The sequence below is a fragment of the Bradyrhizobium sp. 191 genome (genome assembly GCF_023100985.1).
Classification (GTDB): Bacteria; Pseudomonadota; Alphaproteobacteria; order Rhizobiales; family Xanthobacteraceae; genus Bradyrhizobium; species Bradyrhizobium diversitatis.
On record NZ_CP064692.1, the window covers coordinates 7,987,059 to 8,012,537 of the forward strand.

Sequence of the window (25,479 nt, forward strand, 5' to 3'; positions counted from 1 at the left end):
GCGCAGAGGGTCAAGGCTAATCCAGCGCTACGGTCGAGGCTTGTGGGCGCGATCCATTTCGGTTGCGAGCATCCCGACCCTCGTCGGATGGCTGAAGATCTCGAACTCGTTTCCCCGCGCTATACCGATAAGCGTGATGCCGCTCGCCTCGGCTGTTCGGACTGCAAGTGCGGTCGGCGCTGACATGCCAACGACGATGCCGGTACCGATCGCTGCCGTTTTCTGCACCATCTCGACCGATATCCGGCTGGTGAGGATGACGGCGCCCGTGCATCCGGATCTTCCTTTCGGGGCGAGAGCGCCGGCAAGCTTGTCGAGCGCGTTGCGGCGACCCACGTCCTCGCGGACCAGCATGGTCCCTCTGTCGGGTTCGAAGAGCCCCGCGGCATGGGTGGCGCGAGTCCAGTGATTGAGGACTTGAGACGCGGTGAGGGCCGCAATCGCCGTGCCGATCTGTTCGGAGGTGAGACACGTGCCGTGCTCGACAGCTTGCGCGATCCGGCCGGCTTCGCGCAGGCTGTCGATGCCGCACAGCCCGCACCCCTTCGGCCCGACGAGCTGCCGCCGTCGCTCCTTCAACCTGCGCCCCGCGTCCGGTCGTAGCCAGAGACGCAGTTCGATTCCGTCGGGACCGGGCACGACCGTGAGTTCCTCGATCTCGCCGAGGTCGCGAATGATCCTCTCGGTGAGACTAAATCCCCGGGCGATGTCGGTCAGATCGGTAGGGGGTGGCCATCAGAACGGCGGCGGTCGTTCCATCGTAGACGAATGCCACGGGACATTCCTCTGCCACGATGCGCACATCATGCGCACCGCTCGAGGTTAGTCTTGGCATCTTGACCATGGCCGTGGGCGGCGATGCGCGATCGCCAAGTTGAGAGCCGTGCATGGATGCTCGTCCTGCGTCCCGTCATGACGCGCGAGCCGGCGCAAGGTTCCGGGCACTTAGGAACTTGCGATGGCATCTCGGGTTTTGGTGCGGGGCCTGCTGTTCAAGGACGTTCCACCCGAAATCATCGACGGCGGAGAGGCGCCGATTTCGGCATCGTGAATTCTGGATGAGGGCAACATGGTCAGGGGTGGACGACGATGAGGGACAGCACGTCGGATGTCGCCGACATCAGAGATGCCGTTCACTTGTGCATCGACATGCAGAACATCTTCGCTCCCAGCGGCCTTTGGGCGACTCCCTGGATGGAGCGCGTCCTGCCGACGATCGCTTCGATTGTTTCGCGCTATCAAGTGAGAACGATCTTCACGCGCTTCATCACTCCGCAGGATCCGGAGGATCGTCCGGGGCAATGGCAGAGCTATTTTCGCCGCTGGCACCAGGCGACCCGCCGGCATCTGCCGTTATCGGCGCTCGAACTCGTGCCGGCCTTGAGCCGCTTCGTTCCGCCGGCGGCCGTCATCGACAAGCCGGCCTATTCGGCCTTCAGCAATCCCGGTCTCGCGAGCGTGCTGGTCGAAAAGAACATCGGTACCGTCGTGATATCGGGCGCAGAGACGGACGTCTGCGTGCTTTCGACGGTCCTGAGCGCCGTCGATCTCGGCTTCAGGGTCGTCATTGTCGAGGACGCGCTGTGCAGCTCGTCTGATGTCGGGCACGATGCGCTCATGACGATGTATCGCACCCGCTTTCACGGCCAGGTCGACCTGCTGACAGCGGAAGAGCTGGCCGAATTCTGGCGGGAGTAGGAAGTGAAGCGGGATACGATCCGCAATCGCGCAGGCGCGCAATGCGCGCCCGGTGCCCTTTGAGATGGGTATTGCGTTGCTTCCCTCCGTCCGCCTTGTAGGCAAGGACATCGTCCTGCGACCGCAGCGGTCGTAACCATCTCGTAGATAACGGCGGGTTCCCACCACGCCGCTTCGTCACGGGACCCGGCGCTCATCGCCTTGCTTCACCTCGTTCTGCCCGGCATGCGCCGCGATCTGCCTTGCCGCAGTTCGGACGCTCTCGATGCCCTTCGGAAAGCCGCTGCGGTTCGGATAGAGCTTGCGTCGTGCATCGCGCGGCGGGCGGCGCGGCTTGGTGTCCTGCGCGGCACGGTAGTCGAGCACGGCGATGCCGCCGACCATCAGCAGTGCCAGCGCGATGTTGCCCTTCTTGGGATTGTCCGACGTCAGACCCGACAGCAGCGCGGCGGCATCGAGGCCGTCGCCGCCGACACGGGCCCACAGGCCGGCGTTCTTCTCGACCGAGAGCGACATGATCCCGGCCATGATCTCGCGTACGCCGAAGGCGCGCACCAGCGTCTCGCGGCCTTCCATGCCCAGCGTGTGCGTGACGCGCCTTGGCGCGAAGAGCTCGACCACGCCGAGGCCGATGCTGAACCAGCCGAGTGCGCGCGCGAGCTGGTCCGCCGGCTGCTTCAGGCTCGGTCCGCCCTCGACGATCTTGGGGTCGCCCTTGGTGCGCATGATGTTGGAGAAATGAAACATGACTAGCTCCTTCAGGGCTTCAGCACGACCTTGACGCAGGAATCCCGCTTGTCGCGAAACACCTGGTACATCTCCGGTCCCTGCTCGAGCGGGACGGTGTGGGTGATGACGAAGGACGGGTCGATCTCGCCGTCTTCGATGCGGCGGAGCAGGTCGTCGGTCCAGCGGTTGACGTGGGTCTGGCCGGTCCGCATCGTCAGGCCCTTGTTCATGAAGGCGCCCATGGGCAGCATGTCGGACAGGCCGCTGTACACGCCAGGCACGGAGATGATGCCGCCGGGACGGCAGACATAGATCATCTCGCGCAGCACGTGAGGCCGGTCGCTCTCCGCCATCACCATCTGCTTGGCGCGGTCGAGCAGGGTGTCGGGCAGGGAAGCCATCACATGCGATTCCATGCCGACGCAGTCGATGCATTTTTCCGGGCCCTTGCCGTCGGTCAGTTCCTGGAGCCGCTCCAGCACGCTCTCGGTCTCGAAATTGATCGTGGTGGCGCCGCCGGCCTCGGCCATGCTGAGCCGCTCGGGCAGGCAGTCGATCGCGATCACCTGGTTGGCGCCGAGCAGGATGGCGCTGCGGATCGCCATCTGCCCGACCGGGCCGCAGCCCCAGATCGCGACCGTGTCGGTCGGCTCGATGTCGCATTGCGCGGCGGCCTGCCAGCCGGTCGGGAAGATGTCGCTGAGGAACAGCAATTGCTCATCCGGGATGCCTGCCGGAACCTTGATGTGGGTGGCGTCGGCAAAAGGCACGCGGAGATATTCGGCCTGGCCGCCGGGATAGCCGCCGGTCAGGTGCGTATAGCCGAACAGGCCGGCCGTCGTGTGTCCGAACACCTTGTCGGCCAGATGACGCTTGCGGTTCGTGGTCTCGCACACCGAGAAATTGCCGCGCTTGCACTGGTCGCATTCGCCGCAAATGATCGTGAACGGGACGACGATACGGTCACCCTTCTTGAGCTTTCCGTCGACGCCCGAGCCGACCTCGACCACTTCGCCCATGGTCTCGTGGCCCATGATGTCGCCGGGCAGCATGCCCGGGATGAAATTGTGAAAGAGGTGCAGGTCGGAGCCGCAGATGGCGCAGCTCGTCACCTTGATGATGGCATCACGCGGATCCTGGATCTCCGGGTCGGTGACGGTGTCGCAGCGGATGTCCTCCTTGCCGTGCCAGACCAGCGCCTTCATCGTCCGTCCTCCCGGTTGAGCCACGTGCCATCTAAGTCCAGGCACGAACGATGGTTGCTATCGCCGCGCGCAAATTCTTCGCACTGCGCAAATAGGAACGAGGGAGCAGGGCGGCGATTGAGCGTCAACACCTCTAATTCCAAGACCTCGATTTCAAGGATGTGCGCATGTCCGCCAATAAACTCGCCGTCGTCACAGGCGCCTCAACCGGTATCGGCCTGGAACTCGCCAGGTGCTGCGCCCAGGCAGGTTTCAACCTCGTCATCGCAGCGGACGAGCCTCAGATCGAAAGGGTTGCCGTCGATCTGCGCCGGCTCGGCGGCAGCGTGGAGCCGGTCGAGGCCGATCTCGCCACCACCGAGGGCGTCGACAAGCTCTGCGACGCCGTCGCCGACCGGCCGATCGATGCGCTGCTGGCCAATGCCGGCATCGGTCTCGGCAGGGCCTTCCTCGACCAAGACTTCGCCAGGGTGAGACGCCTCATCGACACCAACATCACCGGCACGCTGTATCTGATCCACCGTGTCGGCAATGAGATGCTCCGCCGCAATGCCGGTCGCATCCTGATCACCGGCTCGATCGCGGGCTTCATGCCGGGCAGTTTCCAGGCGGCCTACAACGCCAGCAAGGCGTTCCTCGATTCATTCTCGTTTGCGCTGCGCGAGGAGCTGCGCGACAGCGGCGTCACCGTCACCTGCCTGATGCCGGGTGCGACCGAGACCGAGTTCTTCCGCCGTGCCGACATGATGGACACCAAGGTCGGCACCGAGAAGAAGGACAGCGCCTACGACGTCGCGAAGGCCGGGTTCGACGCAATGCTGCGCGGGGAGTCCGACATCGTCACCGGGCTGACGAACAAGATCCAGACGACGGTCGCCAACGTCACGCCGAACGAGGTGCTGGCCAAGCAGCACCGCAAGATGGCTGAGCCGGGCACCGCGCGGTCGTAGGACTAGGCCGGCGCAAATCCCGCGGAGCGGCGCCAACCGTCTTGCGGACGGCAAACGAGACCGCCGATTCACATAGCCCAATGCGCAGCGGCCCCGAAACGTCAAATTGTACGGGCTGAAAGCCGAAAAGGGGCCTCGATGGCGATGGATCGCATCGAGCGGGCCTTTGTCGCGACCGCGGTCACGGGTTTTGTCGTGATGTTGGTGGCGACTATCTGAATGATGAGCTGAACCGGGGGAGCTCGCCGTCTTGCGCGTCGCGCTACCTTACGCCGCGGTTATGCTGTGCATGGCGATGAGCGCCTGGCTCGCATTCGCGCGTCTGCTCTGACCAGCGCACGTTCGAACGAGAATCTCGGTGCTATGTGCACTTTTTGCCAATTTGCTCAATTTGAGTAACCTACGTAAATGAGCGGCTCGCGGAATTGGCTTAGAGTTGTTGGATGCGCGAGGCGCTTATTTCCCGAGCAACTTGTGCGATCGATGCCAGCCGCGCTTTGCGGGAGGACGTCGACTGCTGATGGAGCATCACGATCCGATCGTGGCTGGTCGGCGCCTGGCCATCATGGAGAGCGCCATGGGTCGCACGGAAATCAAGGCTCGCCGAGACAATCAGGACAACTAGCTCGCGCTGGCGGAGCCGGAGCGTTTCTGAGCAAGTGCCGTCTTTTGAGTAATTTGCGCAGCGCCGTGCCGGAGTTTTTCGACGAGCCGAGAAACCGTTCCACGTTAGGAACGTTGGATGCACGCCAGCGCGATTTTGCTGGCATCATCAACATGTGAACGCAATGGCGCGCTCCGCTGACTGACAGGGATACGTCCATGACGATGATGCGGCGTCGGATCAAGCACGTGGATAGTTTGGAGGCGCGGCTGGCCGCCGAAGCGGAGCGGCTGCGCGAAGAGGCCAAATCGCTCCCGGCGGGCCCGGCGCGCGAGGAGATGCTGCGCAAGGCGCGGCAGGCCGAGACGGGATCGCAGATGAGCGAATGGCTGCGGTCGCCGGGCTTGCAGCCGCCGAATTAGCGACCGCCGCTGCAGCGTCAGCTGGTCAGGCTGCACGCGCCGGGAACGGGTCAGATGTCGGCGCGTAACGATGCGCTGGTGTCGTGGGCAGAAACCGGAAAAATGAGCACCACGTCCATCGTTCCCCGTTGCGTCCGGTTGTCACCCGGCGGTGCGGGAGATCAACGCCGCTTCGCCGCTTTGGTTCGCCTGCTATAGGGCGAGCGGTTGACGGGCCTCAGCGAAATCCCTTCGCGTTGCGCCTTGCTGCGGATGGCCGCGACCGGCCGCTGAAGCTTGATGCTCATCACGCCGGTCGGCGTGTTGCCTTTGGCGAGCTGCTTCAGCTTGCTCACGTCCGCCGCCGTCCAGGGCTCGCGGGCGCGGCGCTTGTACGCGGGATTTGCCTTGCGCGGTCCCTTGCGGCCGATCGGCGAGCCCGGCCGCTTCCATGCTGCTTTTGCCATGATGGTCCTCCTTCAAGTCGTTCTTGAACATGCGAATCGGCAATTCGGTTCCGGCGCAGCGCGGATCTATCGGTCTTGCGCCTGTCGCTCGCGCAAAATCGCTCAGCGTTAACTTATTGAAATGCCGGAACCGCAAGTTGCGGCGGAAGCTGCAAGTTCCTTCCAACCGAATTATCCGCGAGAGTGCGAACGTGAAAATGGCCGCCAAACGTAACCGCAGGAAACAGACCCAATCGCTCCAGGAGCGGCTGGCCGCCTTCGCCGAAAGCGCCCGCGAGCGCGCGCGCAGCCTGCCACCCGGCAGGGAACGCGAGATGCTGCTGCGACGCGCCAAGCAGAACGAGGCGACCTCGAACCTGACAGAGTGGCTGAGCGCGCCCGTCTTCCCAAGACGAGGACAATCGTAATGGGGAGCATCAAGCATTACCGCGCATTCCAGATCGATCCGGATGGCCACGTGTTCGGATGCATCAATCTGGTCTGCGACGATGACGAGCAGGCCAAACGTGAAGCGGCCGCGCTCATGCTGGTCCACCGCATCGAGCTGTGGCGGCTCGACCGGCGGATCGCGCAATTCGATCTGCCGCTTGAGGCTGCTCGGCAGTAGAGCAGAGGGAACCGCGCGCTGCGCGCCGGGTTGGTCGATGACCGACTTCGCCAGGAGCCAGCATGACGGAAGCCGACGTTCGCAAGGGAATGCCGCCCGTCAAGCTGTCGCGCGAGGAGTTCGAGCGGCGCTACAAGGAGCAGTTCGTCGACCCCGCCTTTGCACCGCTGCAACGTGAGCTCGATACCATCACCGCTGCGGCCTGGGACGCCTACAGCCATTCGCGCAAGGCGCCGTTGACGCGGAGGGCGGGTGCAGGCTTCTCCGACCCCGATTACGATCTTGCCCTCGACTGGCTCGATGCGCGCGCAAAAATCCTGGAAGCGCAGCGGCGCCACGACGATGCGGACGAGACGCCGCGCATCCTCGTCATCAACGGCTCGGCGCGCAGCGAGCACACTTGTCCTGGCGAGATGTCCAAGACCTGGCGGCTGGTCAAGCTGGCCGAGCCCGTCTTCATCGAGATGGGATTTGCCGTCGACATCCTCGATCTGTCGCGCCTCGCCTCGGAGTTCGGCAAGACCATTCATCCCTGCAAGGCCTGCGTCGGCACCGCCATGCCGCTCTGCCACTGGCCGTGCAGCTGCTATCCGAACCATTCGCTGGGCCAGACCGGCGACTGGATGAACGAGATCTATCCGCTCTGGGTTGCCGCCCACGGCATCCTGATCGTGACGCCGGTGAACTGGTATCACGTGCCCGCCGGGCTCAAGGCGATGATGGACCGCATGGTCTGCGCCGACGGCGGCAATCCCGATCCGACCTCGACCCACGGCAAGAACGCCACCGAAGCCAAGGCGATGGAGCTGAAGGGCTGGCCCTATCCCCGCCATCTCGCCGGCCGTCATTTCGGCGTCGTCGTTCACGGCGATGCGGTCGGCGCCGAGGGCGTGCGCCGCGCCTTGTCCGACTGGCTGACCGACATGCAGCTGATCTCGGCGGGGCGCTTCGCCGAGCTCGACGGCTATGTCGGCTACATGGAGCCATACGCCACCTCGCATCGCGATCTCGATGAGGACAGGGAATTCCAGCAGGAGGTGCAGAATGCGGCACGCGCGCTCGGCAACGCGGTCCGGCTCGCGCGGAGCGGGCGCCTCGAGGAGCCCGGCGCCGGACTTGCGGACCCGAACCCGAAATGACCGGCGCGCCGCCGCTCGATTGCCTGATCATCGGAGGCGGGCCGGCCGGGCTGATGGCCGCGATCTATCTGGCGCGGTTTCGCCGCCGCGTCTGCATCGTGGACGCGGGCGCCAGCCGGGCGGCGCTGATCCCGCGCAGCCACAATGTCCCGGGCTTCGTCCACGGCCTGTCCGGCGCTGAACTGATCGAACGGATGTCGGCCCAGCTGCACGAGCTCGCCGCTACGCGCGTGGACGCTGAGGTCACCGCCCTGCAGCGGCACGATCAGGGCTTTCTGGCGAGCTGGAATGGCCGCGCGCATGCGGCCGCCGCCGTCATTCTCGCCTGCGGCATCGTCGATACCCATCCGCCGTTCGACGAATGGCGCGCCGCCGTTGCGGATGGGTTGTTGCGCTACTGCCCCGTCTGCGACGCCTTCGAGGCGTCCGGCCGCCGCATCGGCGTGATCGGCCCGCTCGCGCGCGCCGCGGGCAAGGCGCTGTTCCTGCGCGGCTATTCGCACGACGTGACGCTGCTCGCAACCGCGCCGGATGACGATCCGGTCGCAACGTCACGATTGGCCGAGGCGGATGTGGACGTCCTGTTCGCGCCCGATCTGCGTTTGCGGCGGAGAGGCGAGGGCGTCGAAGCCATCTTCACCGATGGCCGCACGGCGCAATTCGACACGATCTATCCCGCGATGGGGGCAGAGGTGCGCTCGCGGCTCGCGGTGTCGCTTGGCGCCGAACATACCGGAGAGGGCTATCTGAAGGTCGACGACCATCAGCGCACGTCGATCGATGGGCTCTACGGCATCGGCGACGTCGTCACCGACCTGCACCAGATCTCGGTCGCGTTCGGCCACGCGGCGGTTGCCGCCTGCACGATCCACAGCAGCCTGCCGCAGCGCTTTGCATAGCCGGTCCCGTCACAATCGACCGGAACCTGGAACGAAGCGCGTTGCTCCGCTTTGGTCGACCCAAATGGGGCGCGCAATTGGAGACAACCGATGGCTCAATCCGAAGACATGACCCGCTGCATCGACCTCTGCATGAGCTGTTACCGGACATGCCTCGGCACGGCGATGAACCATTGCCTCGAGACCGGCGGCAAGCACGTCGAGCCGGGGCACTTCCGCCTGATGATGGCCTGCGCCGAGATGTGCCGGACGGCCGCGCATTTCATGCTGATCAACACGCCGCATCACCGGCATACCTGCGCTGAGTGCGCCGAAATCTGCAGCGAATGCGCCCAGTCCTGCCGCGCGATGGCGGCCTGAGGAGGCGCTGATGCTGGAAGAGAAGCTCAAGGGCGCCATCATCGACGAATTGAAGCGCCAAGCCGCCGACCGGCCGCAGGCGCTGAAAGTCCAGGGCGCGGGAGACGCGAAGGGCTCGGAGGAGCTGACCGTCAACGGCAAGATCGACCTTGGTGCGCTGGTCATGGTGATCGCAGGATCGGTCGCGGGCGGGCCTTAGCGCCGGTCAACTGCAGCTCTCATGCAGTTCGGGCGGAACGCCGCAAGGACTTCGGCGGCTGACCGAATGCGCGGATGAAGGCTCTGCGCATCCGCTCGGGGTCGCGAAAGCCGGTGGCTTGAGCGACGCGCTCGATCGCTTCTCCGGAGGACTGCACGCGCTCCCGTGCCACCTCGACCCGCAAGCGCTCGACGGCTTTCGTTGGCGTGGATCCGGTTTCGGCGATGAAGGAGCGGACGAAATGCCGTGAACTCAGGCCCGCGCGCTCGGCAAGTGCCTCGACCGTGAGAGGCGCATCCAGATTCTCGCGCACCCATGAAAGAAGGTTGCCGAAGCGCCCGTTCGGCGTCTTCAATTCGAGCAAGGTCGAGAACTGCGATTGTGCGCCGCCGCGGCGATGGTACAGCACCAGCTGCCGGGCGGTCGCTTGCGAAATCTCTTCACCGTGGTCCTCGGTGATCATGGCGAGCGCCAGATCAATTCCTGCGGTGATTCCGGCCGATGTCCACACGCCGCCATCGCGGGTGAAGATCTGGTCCGGCTCGAGCCGGACTTTCGGGTACCGTCCGATGAAGTCACGGGTGCAGGACCAATGCGTGGTCGCGCAACGACCGTCCAGGACTCCCGCCTCGGCGAGCAAATAGGCCCCCGAGCAGACACTGGCCAGACGCACGCCGCGGCGCGCCAATCTCTGAATGAATGCGATCGTCGTCTTGCAGCGCACCGCGTCCTCGACGCCTTCGCCACCTGCCACGAAGAGCGTCGTGACCGAGCTTGCCGATCGCAAGTTGCGCGCGAGCATCTCGGTGCCCGACGAACTGCGCACGGCGCCGGCCTTCGTGGCAACCGTTATCACACGCGGCGCATGCGGCGTGTGGCGTCTTGCGATCTCGAACACCGATATCGGGCCGGCGGCATCCAGCAACTGGAATTCGGGAAAGATCAGGAAGCCGATCATGAACGCGTCCAAAAATGAGGGAATTACGCCGTTTCCGCCCCCAAGGCCAACATGGCAGGCTGCCACCGTCAAGCGCGATGTCGAGGTTGGATATGTCGGGTCCGTTGCAGATCGGTCTTCTGGTTTTTCCCCGCGTGACCCAGCTCGATCTCACCGGTCCCGCCCAGGTCTTCTCCAGCCTGCCTGATGTGACCGTGCATCTGATCTGGAAACGCATCGAGCCCGTGCCGAGCGATTCCGTGATTGCGCTGACGCCGACCGTCACCTTCGCCGATTGCCCGCAACTCGACGTGATCTGCGTCCCGGGCGGCTATGGCACCGACGAGCTGATGCTGGACGAGGAGGTGCTTGCGTTTCTGAAAGCGCAGGCGCGGGACGCGAAATACCTGACTTCGGTCTGCACGGGTTCGCTCGTTCTCGGTGCGGCCGGTCTCCTGAAAGGATATCGCGCGGCCACGCACTGGACGGCGACCGATGCATTGCCGCTCTTCGGAGCCGAGGTGTCGCGCGAGAGGGTCTGCATCGATCGCAATCGCATGACGGGCGGCGGCATCACCGCCGGAATCGACTTCGCGCTCACGCTCGTTTCGATGTTGAGAGGCCGCGCGGCTGCGGAAATGATCCAGCTGCGCATGGAGTACAATCCGGTACCGCCTTTCCGGGCCGGTTCGCCGGATACCGCACCGGCGGCGATCGTTGCTGCGATGAAGGAGCTGGTCGCGCCCGCGCAGGCGAGGCGTCTGGAGTTCGTCAGGAGAGCCATTCATCAGGAGGGATAGCGCGGCGTTTCGAGGCAATCATCGCCGACAGTCGTCGCGGTGCCAGAGCGGAGGGGAAGATGGTGGATCACGTTGGGGCGTTGCAGTCATGGCGCATCGGACTTTGCCGGTCGGTCTTCGGCATCATCCTGACGCTGGGTCCGGTCGCATTCGCCGAACGGAGCCTGGCCGCCGATTTTTCCGGTGACGTTGTCCGGATCGGCATCATCAACGACCAGGCGGGACCATTGTCCGACCTTGCCGGACCCGGCTCCGTCGTCGCCGCGAAGATGGCGGTCCAGGATTTCCAGAAGGTCGCGCCGGGCCTGAAGGTCGACATCGTCGTCGCGGACCACCAGAACAAGCCGGATATCGGCGCCCAGATCGTCCGCAAATGGTTCGACGTGGACGGCGTCGACATGGTGGTCGACGTCGGCAACTCGGCGGTCGCACTCGCCATCCAGTCGATCGCGCGCGACAAGAACCGGATCGTCATCTACTCGGCGGTCGGGACCACCGAAATCGGCGGCAAGCAATGTTCGCGCGCCGGTCTGATGTGGTTGCACGACAATTACAATCTGGTCGCCGGCTCGGTCCGAAAGCTGGTGTCGCAAGGATACGACAGCTGGTTCTTCATCGCGTCCGACTATGCGTTTGGGCGCAATATGGTCGAAGTGTCTCAGCGCGTGCTCGCGGCGACTGGTGCCAAGTCGCTCGGCGCGGTCTTTCATCCGCTGGGAAATGCCGACTACAGCTCTTTCCTGCTCCAGGCCCAGGCCTCGAAGGCCAAAGTGGTCGCGTTCGCCAATGCTGGCGAACAGCTCGTGACCTCGATGAAGCAATGGAATGAGTTCGGAATGAATGCCGGGTCTCAGAAGGCCGTTGCGGAGCTCATGTTTTTGACCGATGTGCACGCCATGGGCGCCGAAACGGCCAAGGGATTGACGACGGTCACTGCGTGGTACTGGGCTCTCAATGAGGCAACGCGGGCCTTTGGGCAGCGCTTCTACAAGCTTCACAACGCCATGCCGACCGCGCCGCAGGCCGCCGTCTATTCGGCTGTGCTGCACTACCTGAGAGCTGCGGCTGCCGCAGGGACGGATGAAACCAACGCGGTCCTGGAGAAGCTGCGGTCGATGCCCGTGGACGATTTCTATGCGCCCGGCGCGCGGCTGCGCGCCGACAACAAGCTCGTGCACGATTTCTATCTCGTCGAGGTCAAAAAGCCTGCGGACGTGAAAGTCCCCTGGGACTATTACAATGTGGTCGAGACCATTCCGGCCGAGGAAGCCTATCTTCCCCTGAGCCAGAGCGAGTGCCCACTGCTGAAGACCTCGCAGAACTAGCGCATTGCCCCGTGCAAGCCTTGCGGTTCCTCGAACGGCGCCTCTTCAGCCATACTCCTCGCCGATGCCGTATTCCCGGTAGATCTCCAGCGGGTCGATCTCGGGAAACAGGCGGCATTTGGCCTGGGCGAGATGCAGGCTCACTGCCGCCGGCTCCTTGCCGTTCGCGAGCAGCTTGCGGATGTCGTCCATATGGGCGTTCGGCTGGTGCTTCGGTGCGAGTTGCTCCAGCGCGACCAGGGCGGTTGCGAGCGCCTCGGTCAGAACCCACTCGTCGTGGCCCGTGATTCCCTTCTTCGGCATCGGCAGACCCCACATATGGCGGCGGCCGGCAGTTTACCGCGACTTCGGCCAAATCGCCATTAAGCCGTCGCGGGCATGCCGCGCGGGCAGTCCGATCGGCCATATTCCGGCCTGTGTTGTGGCCGCGTCTGGCTAAAAGGCGGCAAGTTTCGGGGCGATAGTATCTTTGTTGAAACAAACTTGGCGTAGACGGGCCGCTGCCGCATCCAGGCCGGCCGTTCCGGTCCGGGTCCCCCATCCCGAAATTTCGCAACACGATCGAGTTGCGCGCCCCTCAAAGGTTCGAGCCAGCATGGCCTTTCTTAGCTTCGTCTACCGCTTCCTCACCAATTTCGCGTTCATGGCGGTGGTCTATTTCAGCCTGAACTTCATGGAGAAGTATCCGAACCGGGCGATCCTGGCGATCCTGGTGCTGGTCTATGCCGGCATGCGCGCCGCTTCGACGCTGCGCGCGTTCTACTTCTTTCAGAAGATCGAGAAGCTGGAGGCCGAGACCAAGCGCCTGCAGACCTCGATCAGTGACGGTTCAGGCGGAGCCTCTGCGCGCAGGCAGGTCGTCGCCGACGTGGCGCGGCTGCGGCGCGATGGCGAGCTCAAGTCCTATATGGACCTGTTCTTCCTGGCGCTGATCGTGCTGCTCTGCGTCGCCGCGATCATGCGGCAGTGAGGGCTCAGGCGCGCTTCTTCAGGCTGGCGACGCGGGTCGGTCGGGTGGTGGCGCTTCTGGATGCCGGGCCCTTGGGTGCAGTGCCCGTGGCTGTCGTGCCCTTGGCCGTCGTGCCCTTGGGCTGCTCGACATGATCCGGTGCCGCCGCCGCATGCGCCGTGCGCCGTCCCTGCAGCTTGGCCGCCTTGCCCTTTGCTGCTTTGGCATGTGCAGCCTTGTCCTTGGCCGCACGAGTTGCCTCGGCCGCCATCGCCAGCCGCGTCGCGGCACGCCGAGATAGGGTCGTCGACAGCAGCACCTCCACCGAGCCTTCGGGGATCGCAAAGAGCGCGCGGCCGGGCGCGGGCAGGGTGGCTGCGACATTGGCCTGCGCCATGGTCCGGAGCGGCAGCAGCGGCTGATGCTCGGCCAGCGCATTGAGGTCGGCAAGAGCGGGCGCCGGCAGCGCCCGGGTCTGCGTGAACACGAAATTCGGCACGCGCGGCCAGCGCGCGATCGGCGTCGTCTCGGTCGGCGGATGCAGCAGCCATTCCACCGTCGTGGTCGGCGTCGCCGGCCGCTCGGCGGTCGCGGGTACCACATGCACAATGCGATAGCCGCGCGCCTTGAGGTCGCGGATGATCTTGGGCAGCGCCGCCACCGTGCGGGCCTGGATGTCGTGCAGCAGCAGGATACCCTTGCCCTTGGCCTCCAGCCGCTGGATCGCGAGCTGGTAGACGCGGTCGGACGACACATGCCGCCAGTCGTCGGCAGGGAAATCGGCGCTCCAGACCTGGATGCCGCGCGAGATCAGATAATTCTCGACGCCCTCGGCGCGCATCAGGCCCGGAATGCGGAAGAACGGGGCGAGTTGGGACGGATCGGTCATCGCGGCCGAGGTCCACGCGATTCCGCCGTTGATCTCGGCCTCGGCCTTGTCGATCGGCATCCGGTCGAAGGTCAGCGGATGGTCCATGCTGTGCGTGCCGACGGTATGGCCCGCCGCGACCAGCTTGCGCACGCCTTCCGGATTGGCCTTGGCCTGGCTGCCGATGATGAAGAAGGTCGCCTTGATGCACTCGTCGGCGAGGATCTGGAGCACCTGGTTGGAATATTTCGGCAGCGGACCGTCGTCGAAGGTCAGGACGACCTCATGGTCCTTCAGCGGCAATGTCTCGCGGTATTGCATGGTGCCGATCAGCGGATGCTCGCGCGGATCGACCACGAGGGTGCGGGAGGTGCCGAGGGCGTCCGGGTGGCCGGGACAGTCGGCCGCGAAGGCCGCCGGTGCGCCGACAGTCAGCATTCCCAGACAGAGGACGATCCACGATCGCGTCCGCAAAACAACGCTAATTCCGATCATGAACCTCGTCTGCCCTCGTGCGTGATTGCCGCCTTAGTAGGTCGGAGACGCCCCGGAATGGTTCAGGGGCGATGCCCCAACCATCTTTGCAGGAGGTAGCATGAACAGAGTGTTAATTGGGCCGGGATCACCCCATTTTGCGCTGGCGTGACATTCCGGCATCAATGTGCATCGGCGCTCTTCTGTGACGTGCCCGCTGGTACCACGTGGACCACCCGATAGCCGTTCTCCCTCAGATACCGCAGGAAGGCCGGCATCATTGCGGCCGTGCGCACCTTGTTGTCGTGGAAGAGGATGATGCCCTTGCCGCTCGCCGCCAGGCGGTCGGTGACGAGTTTCAATTCCTGCTCCGGCGTGATCTCCTCCCAGTCGCTCGCCCAGAGATCGGCCCCGAACACGACGATGCCGCGCGACTGGAGCAGGTCGAGCTCTGCCTGCGTCGACTCGAAATAGGGAAAACGGAAAAACGGCGTCGAGGGCGTCGTCGTCGAGGTGCCGTGCAGCGCCATCTCGACGGCAGCGATGCCGCGGTCGAGGTCGGCCATCGCCTTGTCGAACGGGATATGCGCCATGAACGGATGCGACCAGGTGTGGTGGCCGACGGTGTGGCCTTCGCGGGCGATGCGCTTGACCATGTCGGGAAACTCTGCGGCGTGCTGGCCGATCAGGAAGAAGGTCGCGCGCACGCACTCGTTCGCCAGCGCCGCCAGCACCTTCGACGTCGTCGGCGGGTACGGCCCGTCGTCGAAGGTCAGCACGACCTCGTGATCCGCCAGCGGCAGCGTCTGGGGAAAGCTCTTCAAGCCGACGCGCGGATACGTCTTGGCGTCGACGGTCAGGATGCGCGAAGTGCCGAGCGCATCCTTGCGCGGGCACTCGGCGGCATGGGTCGAGGCAATGCCGGTGAGGGCCGCAACGATCGCGCCCGCCGTCATCGATGTCCATTTCAATCCAAGCATCTTTGTCATTGCGCCCAGAGTTGCCTTGTGGGTATTGCCTGAGCCATCAGCTCAGACCACTGGTTCCAACCTGTCAACCGGCGAGGCGCGCCATGGATGAACATATGGACGTTGCCCCATCCGCCTCGGATTCGGTACTCGACCACGTGCCGATGCGCAATGAGAACGGCGAAATTCGGCACGAATTCGTCGAAGAAATTGCCCGGGCGATCGAGGCTGGCGACAGCGCTGCGCTGCGTGCCTGCGTCGCCGAACTGCACGAGGCCGATCTCGGCGATCTGATCGGTGCCCTGGAGCCCGACGACCGCGTCCGCCTGGTCGAGCTGACGGGGCGCGATTTCGACTTCTCGGCCCTGAACGAGGTCGACGAGGCCGTCCGCGAGGAGATCCTCGAGGAGCTGCCGCCGGAGACGGTCGCCGAGGGCGTCCGCGAGCTCGAATCCGACGATGCGGTCGAGCTCCTGGAAACCCTCGACGAGGCCGAGCAGGAGCAGATCCTCGAAAAGTTGCCGCTCAAGGAGCGCGTCGCGCTCGAGCGCAGCCTGCTCTATCCGGAGAACTCCGCCGGCCGCCGGATGCAGACCGAGTTCATCGCAGTGCCCCAGGATTTCACCGTGGGCCAGGCGATCGACTACATGCGCGAGACGCCGGATCTGCCCGACCGTTTTTACGAGATCTACGTCGTCGACAAGGACCAGCACTGGCTGGGCGCGGTGCCGCTCGACGTACTCTTGCGCACGCGCCGTCCGGTGGCGCTGACCGAGCTGACCGACGAAGACCGCCGCCGCGTCTCCGTCCTGGAGGACCAGGAAGAGGTGGCGCGCATGTTCGGCAAGTACAATCTCGTCGCCGCGCCCGTGCTCGACACCCAGGACCGTCTGGTCGGCGTCATCACCGTCGACGACGTCGTCGACGTCATCGAGGAGGAGGCGGACGAGGACCTCAAGGCGCTCGGCGGCGTCACCAGCGACGAAGAGCTGTCGGACACCTTCCTGACGATTGCGCGCGGCCGCTTCAACTGGCTGCTGGTGAATCTCGCCACCGCGTTCCTGGCGTCATCCGTGCTCGGCCTGTTCGAGGGCCAGCTGGAAAAGATGGTGGCGCTCGCGGTGCTGGCGCCGATCGTGGCGAGCCAGGGCGGCAATGCGGCGACCCAGACCATGACGGTGGCGGTGCGGGCGCTGGCGACGCGCGAGCTCGGCTCCTCCAACGCCTGGCGCGTGGTGCTGCGCGAGGCCCTGGTCGGCCTCGTCAACGGCCTCGCCTTCGCCGTGATCACCGGCATCGCCGCAGTCGCCTGGTTCAAGATCCCGGGCCTCGGCATCGTCATCGGGCTCGCCATCATCTGCAACCTCGTCGCCGGCGCGCTCGGCGGAATCCTGATCCCGATGGCGCTGGATCGCGTCCGGGCCGACCCGGCGGTGGCGTCTGGCACCTTCGTGACCACTGTGACCGACGTGGTCGGCTTCTTCTCCTTCCTCGGTATCGCGACCCTGTGGTTCGGGCTGAAGTAGCGAACGGCGCACGCTCTCTCCACGTCATTGCGAGTTGGGACCGGCATTGAGGAGCCGACGCGCGCTGGATGAAACTGTCGGAGCGTGGGCAAATGCGGTATTTTGAGAGGCCGTCGGCAAAGAGGTCGATTACTCTCTGGTGCGCGAGAGCCCGGTTGCGAGTTGGACCCGGGTTGCCTGGATAACCCACACTGGCGCGGAGGGGCTGCATGGCCCTCGAGCACGCTTCCTAGCATTCTTTTCTGACAGGCGCCTATGCCGCCGGCGCTAACTGTTGAGGAGAGGAGCATGGATATTTTGTATGAGCGGGTGGCGGGGCTGGATGTACACAGGGACACGGTCGTGGCCTGCGTGCGGATCATGGTCGATGGCAAGGCGCAGCGGGAGTGCCGGACTTTTGCGGCCACGACGGACCCGCTCGTGGAGCTGAGAAGGTGGCTGGAAGAAAGCCGGTGCACGCATGTGGCGGTGGAGGCGACGGGCGTCTACTGGATGCCGGTGTTCCGGATCCTGGGCGAAGGCGCCTTTGAATTGATCGTCGCCAATGCGGCGCATATCAAGAATGTGCCGGGACGCAAGACCGACATGAACGATGCGATGTGGATCGCCGATCTGTTGGCCTGCGGGCTGATCAAAGGCAGCTTCATTCCCGAGGAGAAGGTACAGGAGCTGCGCGCGCTGACGCGAACGCGCAAGCAACTGGTGCGCGAGCAGGCGCGGCACGTGCAGCGGATCGACAAGACGCTGGCGGAAGCCAACATCAAGCTCGGCTCGGTGATCTCCGACATCATGGGCGCGAGCGGCCGGCGGATCATCCAGGCGATGATCGACGGCGTCCGGCAGCCGAACAAGCTGGCCGAGCTTGCCGGCAAGCAGCTCAAGGCGTCGCCGAAGGAGCTTTACGATGCGTTGCACGGGCGCCTGACGGATCACCATCGCTTTCTGCTCGCGCTTCACCTGAAGCAACGCGATGGTCTGGATGAGACGATCCGCAAGCTTGATGTCGAAATCGCTCAGCGGATCGAGGGCATGGAAGCGGAGGCAGGCGGTGGCAAGATCCCCTTTCGCCACTTGATCGGATTGTTGACCACGGTCCCCGGGATCAGCGCGGTGGCAGCGCCGGCAATTTTATCCGAGATCGGCGCCGATATGAGCCGCTTCGAGACTGCCGGCCATCTCGTTGCCTGGGCCGGCCTGTGCCCCGGGCAGAACGAGAGCGCCGGCAAGCGCAAGTCCTCGCGCCTGCGCAAGGGGGCGCCGTGGCTCAAGACGATGCTCGTTCAATGTGCTTGGGCCGCCAAGCGCTCAAAGAACAGTTACTACCGAGCGCAGTTCTTCCGCTTGCAGGCCAGACGCGGACCTCAAAAAGCCATCTGCGCTGTCGCCGCCTCGCTCCTCACCGCCATCTACCACATCCTCAAAAACGGCACCGAGCACCACGACCTCGGCGCCGCCTACTTCGACCGTCGGCCCACCGAGGTCAAGGCAAGCCGCTTGGTCGCGCGCCTCAAAAAGCTCGGCTTCACCGTCCAACTCCAGCACATCGCGGAGGCGGCCTGACCCTAAACAACCAGCAGTTTCTTCCTAGCGCAGCGAAGCATTCCAGAATCCCTCCACGGAAAGATCCTGGATTGCTTCGTCGCAAGAGCTCCTCGCAATGACGGGGAGGCGGCGGGGCACTCTAACCCTCGTGCCCCGACTGCGCTGCGTTTTTAATCCCACCTTAAGCGACCTGCCGCATCATCGCTGTGCTTGGGGGAATCGGCATGCGGTTGCGGCTGAAGGCGGACGGACGGATCGTCGAATTGCGGGATGGGCAGGAATTTCCGGTTCAGCCTGCGGCCAATGCCGCGCCGGGCGATACCGGCCCGCTCGCGGTGCGCGATCTGCGGCGCCGCGCCTGCCTGACCCAGATGGAGTTCGCCGCCAAGCTCGGCGTCCCCGTCGAGACCATCCGCAATTGGGAGCAGGGCAAGCGCGCTCCACGGGGGCCTGCCCGCGCGCTGCTCGCGGTGATCGCGCATGCGCCGGACACCGTGTTCCAGGCGCTCGCCAAGGTCTGACGCACACCTCTCGTTAGTCCTGCACCTGAATATTCGCGCCGATCGTTGCGGCGTCCGTTGGCAGCATCATCGGCCGGGTCCATAATGATATTTCGGGCTGCCGCAACAGAGAGGATTCCTCATGCTGTTCGTCGAGGCCAATGGCGCGAGAATCCCGGCGATCGGGCTCGGGACCTGGGAGCTGAGCGGCAGGCCTGCCGCGCGCGTGGTCGAGCAGGCGCTGCGGTTCGGCTATCGTCACATCGACACCGCGCAGGTCTACGACAATGAGCGGGAGGTCGGCGACGGCTTGCGCGCCTCCGGCGTGCGCCGCGACGACGTCTTCCTCACCACCAAGGTCTGGACCAACCATTTCGCGCCCAACGATCTCGAACGCTCGGTCAAGGAGAGCCTCGCCCGGTTGCGGCTTCCCTGCGTCGATCTGTTGCTGCTGCACTGGCCCAACTCCCACGTGCCGCTGGCGGAGACGCTGGGCGCGCTGTCGCACGCCAGGCAGATGGGACTGACCCGCCACATCGGCGTCTCCAATTTCACGGTGGCGCTGATCGAGCAGGCGGTCGCGCTGTCGGCCGAGCCGCTCGTCTGCAACCAGGTCGAATATCACCCTTATCTCGACCAGGCGAAGGTGAGGGCAGCCTGCGACCAGCACGGCCTCGCGCTGGTCGCCTACAGCCCGATTGCGAGGGGCCGCATCAAGTCCGATCAGACGCTTGCCGAAATCGGGCGCGCCCACGGCAAGACGCCGGCGCAGGTCTGCCTGCGCTGGCTGGTGCAGCAGAATGTCGCTGCGATCCCGCGCACCTCGCGCGTCGAGCGTCTGTCGGAAAACATCGACATCTTCGATTTCGAGCTGTCGGAGGACGAGATGAGCCGGGTCGCCGGGCTCGCCAATCCCAGGGGACGCCTGACCGATTTCGGCTTCGCGCCGAAATGGGATTGAGGGGGACTTCCGTTATGCTAGGACCGCGGCAGCAACCCAAGATCGGTCGATGGAACTGCGGAAGATCATACGGACGGACATTGCGGCGTCGGCGATCGCGCATCTGACGCTGGTGGGGCTGATCATCCTGATCAGCGAAGTCCATCCGTTCCACGCCGCGCCGCCCGAGACCGTGATGGTGGACATCGTCACGCCGGAGCAGGTCAGGCAGGAAGAGGCCAAAGCGGACGAGAAGGTCGAGGAGAAGTCCAAGGACGAGGCAAAGGAGAAGCCGCCGGAGCCGCTCCCCGATCTGAAGCTGCCGAAGCTGGATGTCACCGACAAGGCCGACGCAGCGCCCAAGCCCGCGGCCAAGCAGGAGGCTGCTGCACCATCGCCATCCCCGCAGGCATCGCCTGAGGCAAGGCAGAACCAGCCACCATCCTCACAGCCGCAGAAGCAGCACGAGGCCAATGTGCAACCGCAGCCTCAGCTGCCTCAGCAGTCGCAGTCGCAACCGCCACCTCAGGCAATGCAGCAGCCACAGGCCATGCCGCCGCCGGCCTATCTGCCTCCGGAGCCGGATGTCACCGTCAAATACGGCGTCATGCTGGGCCTTCCGCCTGAACTGCCGACGGAGCAGCTGAAAGATGTCCCCAAGGACGATGGCGGCGACGCCAAGGATTCGATCGCCGCGAAGCTTCCACCCGAGGTCATCGCCGCGCTTCGCCGCCATCTGAGAAGCTGCGCCAAGCTGCCGGCGGGGGTCGCGCCGACCGACAACGTCCAGGTCAAGCTGCGCACGGTGTTCGCCACCGACGGCACGCTGGCACGCGAGCCGATCCTGCTCGAAGCTCCGCCGTCCGTGAAGGGCGTGGCTATCGTCAAGTCCGCAACGAGCGCGCTCCAGAACTGCCAGCCCTACAAGATGCTGCCGGCCAATTTGTACGGGGAATGGAAGGTGTTGGATTTGCCGTTCAGCCCGAAGGATTTTGGAAGCTAGCTCCCGGGAAGCCACTCGCAAAGATCCCGGATGTCGCTTCGCTCATCGCGGGCTACGGGATCTGGCTGTGTCGCCGGCTGTCAAGCCGCCGCATCGAAAATATTCCGCTTTACCGAAGTTCGGAAATGGCGTATTTGTCGCCCATCCCGGCTCATTCTTGAGGGGCGATCATGAGGTCGTCGTTTTCGCGAGCCGGGCTTGCGGTGGACGCGGCAGCGTCGTGCACGAGATGTGAAGGGCAGGGCGGATTGCTCTCCGTGAGCCCGGAACGGCGTGCGGACGAGCGGCGCTGACAGGTTCGTCCCGGCGGTATTCGATGGCAACGTGCACAACGTCGTCGGAGCCGGTGGGGTCAAGCGAGCCGCGCGTACGGCAAAACCGTGTGGTCCTGGCCGTCGTTGCTACGGTCAAGCTCCTGCGGAGGCGGCAGTCGCGTCAACCGGCGCGGTGCCGGTGAATTTCGCGGGAGCGAGGGAGGCCAGAACGAACTCGGCTCCCGGGAGAGCACGGCATAAGCCGTCCGACCATCGTGCAGGGAAGGCCGAGTGATTGGCTACACCTGTATGCTGCTGTGCGGTTCTTCCTGCGTGTGCATTTCGCGCAGCGGACCGCGGGTGCCGGCCGGCACCCGGTCTTCCCTGTGCCCTCTTGGCTCGAGAGGGTGAGCGACGAAGCAAGGCTCGGGCGAATTCAGCCGCGAGAACGCGAAGGCGTGTCTGCGAGTTGAAATGCGGACGCAGAGCAGCACGTGTTCAATGACCGCGCTTCCGCAACTCCTCACCATTCACCACCTCCGGCGCCATCGCGGCCCATGCACTGGACGCGAACTGCCGTCGCCAGGTCACGACCACCACCGCCGCCGTGGTCACGAACAGCACCCAGGGACTGACGAACCAGCCGAGATAGCCGAGCGCGAAGAAGAAGGCGCGCTGGCCGCGGTTGAAATGGCGGCCGGCGGATTCGAACAGGCGGGAGGTGCGGATGACATGGGCTTCGGCCTCCGACGTGTCGCGCCGGTCGGCCGGCGGCATGCCGCCGAACAGGATCGCGACGTAGTTGAACAGGCGATAGGCCCAGGCGAATTTGAAGAAGGCGTAGACGCAGATCAGCACGAGGCCGACGCATTTCAGCTCCCACATCGCGGGCGAGGTGCTGAGGTCGACCGGCAGCTTGCTCAGAATCGTGATGGCGTCGTTGGTGGCGTGCAGCAGCGCCAGCGCGCCGCCGAGCGCGAACAGGCTGGTGGAAGCGAAGAAGGCGGTGCCGCTCTGCAGCGAGGCCATGATCTGCATGTCGACCATGCGCGTCTCGCGGTGGAGCATCCGGCGCACCCAGACCTCGCGATAGCGGTTCATGCGCGCCGACAGGCTGTCGCGGCCATAGGTCGAATGTTCCAGCGTCAGCGCGTAGACCAGCCATTCGATGATGAAGAAGCCGACGGCGGTAATGTCGACCCAGTGCCTGCTCATGTCTGTCTCATGTCTGTCTCTTGGCGAGGACCGCAACGATTGCCACGCATGACGGGGCGCAGCAACGATTGATTGGCAGCAGGCGATGGCGTTAAAAGCGGCTCGCTTCAAAGCGTCTCGGGAAGGATGGATGACATGGCTCCGCTGAAACTCGCGATCGGCAACAAGAACTACTCGTCATGGTCGATGCGGCCCTGGCTCGCGCTCCGCGCCAACGACATTCCGTTCGTGGAGACGCTCATCCCGCTCTACACCGATAATCCCGCCGACAAGGAGCAGATCCTGTCCTTCAGCCGCGCCGGCAAGGTGCCGGTGCTGGTCGACGGTGACATCACGGTGTGGGATTCGCTCGCCATCATCGAGTACATCGCCGAGCGCTATCCGGAAGTGAAGCTGTGGCCAGACGATGTCGCTGCGCGCGCGCATGCCCGCTCTGTGTGCGCCGAGATGCATTCCGGCTTCATGGCCTTGCGCAACGAATGCGGCATGAACCTGCATCGACCGATCCGCCCCGTGGCGCTGTCGGCGGACGCCAAGGACAACGTCGCGCGCATCGAGGCGATCTGGCGCGAGTGCCGCGCCCGCTATGGCGCGAAGGGACCGTTCCTGTTCGGCCGCTTCGGCGCGGCGGACGCCATGTATGCCCCGGTCGTGCACCGGTTTCGCACCTACGCGATCGAGGTGACGCCGGACACCAAAGCCTACATGGAGACGATGATGGCACTGCCGGCATTCCAGGAATGGACGCGCGACGGGCTTGCCGAAACGCTCGTCATCGCGAAGTTCGAGGACGCCTGACCGCAGGCTTTGACGGGGGCTGCCGACCGGCCCGCCGGCCGGCGGCCTCAGGCCGGCAATGAGCGAGGGGCGGTGGATCGGGGGTGCGACACCGGCCTGCGACATGCCGGCGGAACGAGCAGCTCCGCTGGTATCATCGGCCCGCCATTTGTCCCGTTATCGTTCTGAAATGACTGAAAAATTTGGGTGCTTGCCATGCTGCCATGGCGCTGGCCAAAACGGCGAGTCGCGTGCTATACAGCAGCCCGGGTTTCCGGCCGGCCATCGCAGTGGGACACTGGGCGAGGTAGGCGCTGTTTGAGTAATGGAGAGGGTGTTGAAGCACAAATTTCCCGTGGGATCGCGCGTCCTGTTCACGGCAAGCAACGTCGCGCGTCCCGCTGCCAGCGGCTCGTACGAAGTCATCCGTCTGCTGCCGACCGACGGCGACGACTGCCAGTACCGGATCAAGAGCTCGACCGAAGCCTTCGAGCGCGTCGCCAAGGAAAGCCAGCTCGCGCTCTCCTGAAGGCTGTCCGCACCAGCGCATTGGTGCCATCAGGGATTTGTGTCCCGCGCCGTCAAAAGGCCCGCTTCACCTTCACAAGGTGGGCCGGGGCAGTTGCCGACCCGCGGTGCTCGCTTGACCATTCGCTCTTTGCTCGCGTGAGGGGACGCCGCGCATGAATTGGGCATGGGTTAATTCGCTCGACGGGCACTCGTCGGCCTTCCCGACGTGGATGACGCTGGCGGTCGCCGGATTCTTCGGATTGATTCTCCTGGTCACGCTGCTGCGCGCCGATAGATCGGTCGCCAACGGCGTGCTGACCGTCATTACGCTGCTATCCATCGCGATCGCCGGGGCAGCCGCCGTGCGCGTCTATACACCGGACGGGCAGGCCGCCCCGGCCGAAGCGCGCGTGCAAGGCGCAGTGACCGCGAACCTGCCGGCGCTGTCCTGTCTCGACGATCTCGCGGGCGATGCCGTCGCCGCTGGTTGCGAGAAGGCGCTGTTCGGCGCGCCTGACGCCGCGGCCGCCGCCGTGTCCTACACGGCCGCCAGGATCGACCGGCTGACCGCGCTCGGCGACGTCGCCACGGCGGAGAGGAACCTGACACTCGAGATGAAGGTGCTGCGCAAGTCGCTTGAGCGTGATCGCTACGGCCTTGTCGCGCATGTGCTGATCGTGCGCGACGGCTGCACGCAGTTCGATTGCGCCGCGTTCCGCTCGCTGACCGACCAGCAGCAGGTCGCCGCCAACATGGGCTCCCATCTCTACGACACGCTGGTCGCGCGCTACGCGCCGACCTGGAATACGCCCGCAACAGCGCCGGCGATGCCGGCCACTGCCGCGCTTGCCGGGCTGCCGCCGTCGGTGCCGACGGGCAGGCCGACCAATGCGGAGTTCCCGAGCGCTGCGTCGACGCCGCCGGTAAGCATCATGAGTGCGGAGCCGTCCCCGACATCGCGCCAGGCCGCGCCTGCAGCCAACGCAGCGCCGCGCACGCCGGCCGCAACCTCGGCGCAGGCTGCGGCACCCGCCGCCAAGAAACCGCCGGCGCCGAAGGCCGCGCGTGCGCCGGCTGCCGCCCCGGTTCCTCTCGCGCCACCGGCCTCGGCGCCGGCTCCGGCAGCTGCGGATAACGAGTAGATCGGCATTCCCAATGCGTGGCTGCCCGGCTAATGCTTGGGCATGCCACTCCATCTGATCAAGCTCGCCGTCGGCTGCGACTCCGTCAAGGAATTGAAGGAGTGGGTGGCCGAACGGATGCAGACCGCCAAGAAGAAGGGTCTGCCGCAACGTCACATCCATATCACCCGCATGGTGCCCAAGCGCGACGCCGAAATCCTCGCCGGCGGTTCGCTCTATTGGGTGATCAAGGGCGAGATCGCCGCGCGGGAAAAGATCATCGGCATCGAGCCGTTCCGCGACAAGGACGGTATCGGGCGCTGCCGGATCGTGATGCAGCCGAAAGTGATCTCGGTCTCGCCGCGGCCGATGCGCCCGTTCCAGGGCTGGCGCTATCTCACCGACGATTCCGTTCCGGCCGATCTCGGCAAGTCCGCGGCCGGCTCGATCGCGGCGATGCCGGAGCCGATGCGGCGCGAGCTGCGTGATCTCGGGCTGCTATGAGCATGATC

The 25,479-nt window shown here is 64.9% G+C and carries 29 protein-coding genes and 1 pseudogene; 21 read left to right on the top strand and 9 right to left on the bottom strand.

The features are described 5' to 3' along the window. Nucleotides 1-27: 27 nt before the first annotated feature. Nucleotides 28-717 carry a formate dehydrogenase accessory sulfurtransferase FdhD gene (fdhD, locus tag IVB23_RS37685; protein ID WP_346659160.1) on the bottom strand — a complete coding sequence of 230 codons (690 nt, stop codon included), beginning with the start codon at nt 715-717 and terminating at the stop codon, nt 28-30. 372 nt (nt 718-1,089) lie between these two features. On the opposite strand from fdhD, the gene IVB23_RS37690 reads away from it, so the two are divergent. Then, nucleotides 1,090-1,698, top strand: coding sequence for a cysteine hydrolase (locus tag IVB23_RS37690; RefSeq protein WP_247801993.1), 609 nt, complete (start codon nt 1,090-1,092; stop codon nt 1,696-1,698). A 177-nt stretch (nt 1,699-1,875) separates the two neighbouring features. Here IVB23_RS37690 and IVB23_RS37695 read toward each other — a convergent pair whose 3' ends face one another. Further along, a complete protein-coding gene (locus tag IVB23_RS37695) occupies nt 1,876-2,445 on the bottom strand; it encodes a hypothetical protein (RefSeq protein WP_061877243.1) in 570 nt (189 codons plus the stop codon). A gap of 11 nt (nt 2,446-2,456) precedes the next feature. After that, complete coding sequence (locus IVB23_RS37700) at nt 2,457-3,632, bottom strand: zinc-dependent alcohol dehydrogenase (protein WP_197966159.1); 1,176 nt, start codon at nt 3,630-3,632, stop codon at nt 2,457-2,459. A gap of 167 nt (nt 3,633-3,799) precedes the next feature. Between IVB23_RS37700 and IVB23_RS37705 the strand changes: the two genes are divergently transcribed. Both IVB23_RS37705 and IVB23_RS37710 read left to right on the top strand, forming a co-directional pair. Next, entirely contained in the window at nt 3,800-4,582 is a 783-nt protein-coding gene (locus IVB23_RS37705; RefSeq protein ID WP_247801994.1) for an SDR family NAD(P)-dependent oxidoreductase, read from the top strand. Nucleotides 4,583-5,410: 828 nt separating this feature from the next. Continuing rightward, the gene (locus tag IVB23_RS37710; RefSeq protein ID WP_131868321.1) at nt 5,411-5,608 is read left to right on the top strand and encodes a hypothetical protein; all 198 of its coding nucleotides are present in this window, start codon (nt 5,411-5,413) and stop codon (nt 5,606-5,608) included. A 161-nt stretch (nt 5,609-5,769) separates the two neighbouring features. Here IVB23_RS37710 and IVB23_RS37715 read toward each other — a convergent pair whose 3' ends face one another. Next, nucleotides 5,770-6,054: a hypothetical protein gene (locus IVB23_RS37715; RefSeq protein WP_061877246.1), complete on the bottom strand. Its 285-nt coding sequence runs from the start codon at nt 6,052-6,054 to the stop codon at nt 5,770-5,772. 197 nt (nt 6,055-6,251) lie between these two features. Between IVB23_RS37715 and IVB23_RS37720 the strand changes: the two genes are divergently transcribed. The 6 genes and pseudogenes from IVB23_RS37720 to IVB23_RS37745 all read left to right on the top strand — a co-directional run bounded on the left by IVB23_RS37720 (nt 6,252) and on the right by IVB23_RS37745 (nt 9,258). Further along, nucleotides 6,252-6,461 carry a hypothetical protein gene (locus IVB23_RS37720; RefSeq protein ID WP_247805029.1) on the top strand — a complete coding sequence of 70 codons (210 nt, stop codon included), beginning with the start codon at nt 6,252-6,254 and terminating at the stop codon, nt 6,459-6,461. Continuing rightward, nucleotides 6,461-6,661: a hypothetical protein gene (locus IVB23_RS37725; protein WP_061877247.1), complete on the top strand. Its 201-nt coding sequence runs from the start codon at nt 6,461-6,463 to the stop codon at nt 6,659-6,661. The genes IVB23_RS37720 and IVB23_RS37725 overlap by 1 nt, the downstream gene beginning before the upstream one ends. A gap of 62 nt (nt 6,662-6,723) precedes the next feature. Next, nucleotides 6,724-7,800, top strand: a complete 1,077-nt coding sequence (locus IVB23_RS37730) for a flavodoxin family protein (protein WP_247801995.1) — start codon at nt 6,724-6,726, stop codon at nt 7,798-7,800. Continuing rightward, complete coding sequence (locus IVB23_RS37735; protein WP_247801996.1) at nt 7,797-8,699, top strand: NAD(P)/FAD-dependent oxidoreductase; 903 nt, start codon at nt 7,797-7,799, stop codon at nt 8,697-8,699. The genes IVB23_RS37730 and IVB23_RS37735 overlap by 4 nt, the downstream gene beginning before the upstream one ends. Nucleotides 8,700-8,789: 90 nt before the next feature. Next, a pseudogene (locus IVB23_RS37740) lies at nt 8,790-9,026 on the top strand (four-helix bundle copper-binding protein); the annotation flags it as partial. 43 nt (nt 9,027-9,069) lie between these two features. After that, on the top strand, nt 9,070-9,258 hold the full coding sequence (locus tag IVB23_RS37745; protein WP_247801997.1) for a hypothetical protein: 189 nt from the start codon (nt 9,070-9,072) through the stop codon (nt 9,256-9,258). A 19-nt stretch (nt 9,259-9,277) separates the two neighbouring features. Here IVB23_RS37745 and IVB23_RS37750 read toward each other — a convergent pair whose 3' ends face one another. Continuing rightward, nucleotides 9,278-10,216, bottom strand: a complete 939-nt coding sequence (locus tag IVB23_RS37750) for a GlxA family transcriptional regulator (RefSeq protein WP_247801998.1) — start codon at nt 10,214-10,216, stop codon at nt 9,278-9,280. Nucleotides 10,217-10,308: 92 nt separating this feature from the next. On the opposite strand from IVB23_RS37750, the gene IVB23_RS37755 reads away from it, so the two are divergent. Together IVB23_RS37755 and IVB23_RS37760 are read left to right on the top strand one after the other, a co-directional pair. Next, nucleotides 10,309-10,995: a DJ-1/PfpI family protein gene (locus IVB23_RS37755; protein WP_061877252.1), complete on the top strand. Its 687-nt coding sequence runs from the start codon at nt 10,309-10,311 to the stop codon at nt 10,993-10,995. Between the two features lie 59 nt (nt 10,996-11,054). Then, on the top strand, nt 11,055-12,320 hold the full coding sequence (locus IVB23_RS37760) for an ABC transporter substrate-binding protein (protein WP_247801999.1): 1,266 nt from the start codon (nt 11,055-11,057) through the stop codon (nt 12,318-12,320). A gap of 45 nt (nt 12,321-12,365) precedes the next feature. Here IVB23_RS37760 and IVB23_RS37765 read toward each other — a convergent pair whose 3' ends face one another. Beyond that, entirely contained in the window at nt 12,366-12,623 is a 258-nt protein-coding gene (locus tag IVB23_RS37765; protein WP_193374346.1) for a hypothetical protein, read from the bottom strand. Nucleotides 12,624-12,915: 292 nt separating this feature from the next. Here IVB23_RS37765 and IVB23_RS37770 point away from each other — a divergent pair, with 292 nt between their 5' ends. After that, nucleotides 12,916-13,290, top strand: a complete 375-nt coding sequence (locus IVB23_RS37770; protein WP_061877254.1) for a hypothetical protein — start codon at nt 12,916-12,918, stop codon at nt 13,288-13,290. Between the two features lie 4 nt (nt 13,291-13,294). Here IVB23_RS37770 and IVB23_RS37775 read toward each other — a convergent pair whose 3' ends face one another. Next, complete coding sequence (locus IVB23_RS37775; protein ID WP_197966148.1) at nt 13,295-14,632, bottom strand: polysaccharide deacetylase family protein; 1,338 nt, start codon at nt 14,630-14,632, stop codon at nt 13,295-13,297. Nucleotides 14,633-14,793: 161 nt separating this feature from the next. Further along, nucleotides 14,794-15,567 (bottom strand): polysaccharide deacetylase family protein, encoded by a 774-nt coding sequence (locus IVB23_RS37780; protein WP_061877256.1) that lies wholly within the window; start codon nt 15,565-15,567, stop codon nt 14,794-14,796. Between the two features lie 116 nt (nt 15,568-15,683). On the opposite strand from IVB23_RS37780, the gene mgtE reads away from it, so the two are divergent. From mgtE to IVB23_RS37805, 5 genes are all read left to right on the top strand, one after another. Beyond that, on the top strand, nt 15,684-17,105 hold the full coding sequence (mgtE, locus tag IVB23_RS37785) for a magnesium transporter (protein ID WP_061877257.1): 1,422 nt from the start codon (nt 15,684-15,686) through the stop codon (nt 17,103-17,105). A 288-nt stretch (nt 17,106-17,393) separates the two neighbouring features. Next, nucleotides 17,394-18,665, top strand: coding sequence for an IS110 family transposase (locus IVB23_RS37790; RefSeq protein ID WP_247799878.1), 1,272 nt, complete (start codon nt 17,394-17,396; stop codon nt 18,663-18,665). A gap of 206 nt (nt 18,666-18,871) precedes the next feature. Further along, nucleotides 18,872-19,168 carry a helix-turn-helix domain-containing protein gene (locus IVB23_RS37795; protein ID WP_061877258.1) on the top strand — a complete coding sequence of 99 codons (297 nt, stop codon included), beginning with the start codon at nt 18,872-18,874 and terminating at the stop codon, nt 19,166-19,168. Between the two features lie 121 nt (nt 19,169-19,289). After that, the gene (locus IVB23_RS37800; RefSeq protein ID WP_247802000.1) at nt 19,290-20,108 is read left to right on the top strand and encodes an aldo/keto reductase; all 819 of its coding nucleotides are present in this window, start codon (nt 19,290-19,292) and stop codon (nt 20,106-20,108) included. A 49-nt stretch (nt 20,109-20,157) separates the two neighbouring features. After that, a complete protein-coding gene (locus IVB23_RS37805; RefSeq protein ID WP_247802001.1) occupies nt 20,158-21,090 on the top strand; it encodes a hypothetical protein in 933 nt (310 codons plus the stop codon). Nucleotides 21,091-21,842: 752 nt separating this feature from the next. On the opposite strand, the gene IVB23_RS37810 is transcribed toward IVB23_RS37805, so the two are convergent. Next, nucleotides 21,843-22,559, bottom strand: a complete 717-nt coding sequence (locus IVB23_RS37810; protein ID WP_197966145.1) for a DUF599 domain-containing protein — start codon at nt 22,557-22,559, stop codon at nt 21,843-21,845. Nucleotides 22,560-22,694: 135 nt separating this feature from the next. On the opposite strand from IVB23_RS37810, the gene IVB23_RS37815 reads away from it, so the two are divergent. The 4 genes from IVB23_RS37815 (at nt 22,695) to IVB23_RS37830 (ending at nt 25,471) form a co-directional block, all read left to right on the top strand. Beyond that, nucleotides 22,695-23,357 carry a glutathione S-transferase family protein gene (locus IVB23_RS37815; protein WP_247802002.1) on the top strand — a complete coding sequence of 221 codons (663 nt, stop codon included), beginning with the start codon at nt 22,695-22,697 and terminating at the stop codon, nt 23,355-23,357. A gap of 304 nt (nt 23,358-23,661) precedes the next feature. Continuing rightward, a complete protein-coding gene (locus IVB23_RS37820) occupies nt 23,662-23,865 on the top strand; it encodes a hypothetical protein (protein WP_085966667.1) in 204 nt (67 codons plus the stop codon). A gap of 154 nt (nt 23,866-24,019) precedes the next feature. After that, entirely contained in the window at nt 24,020-24,988 is a 969-nt protein-coding gene (locus IVB23_RS37825) for a hypothetical protein (RefSeq protein ID WP_247802003.1), read from the top strand. Between the two features lie 42 nt (nt 24,989-25,030). Next, on the top strand, nt 25,031-25,471 hold the full coding sequence (locus tag IVB23_RS37830) for a DUF1489 domain-containing protein (protein WP_091889570.1): 441 nt from the start codon (nt 25,031-25,033) through the stop codon (nt 25,469-25,471). Nucleotides 25,472-25,479: the final 8 nt, after the last annotated feature.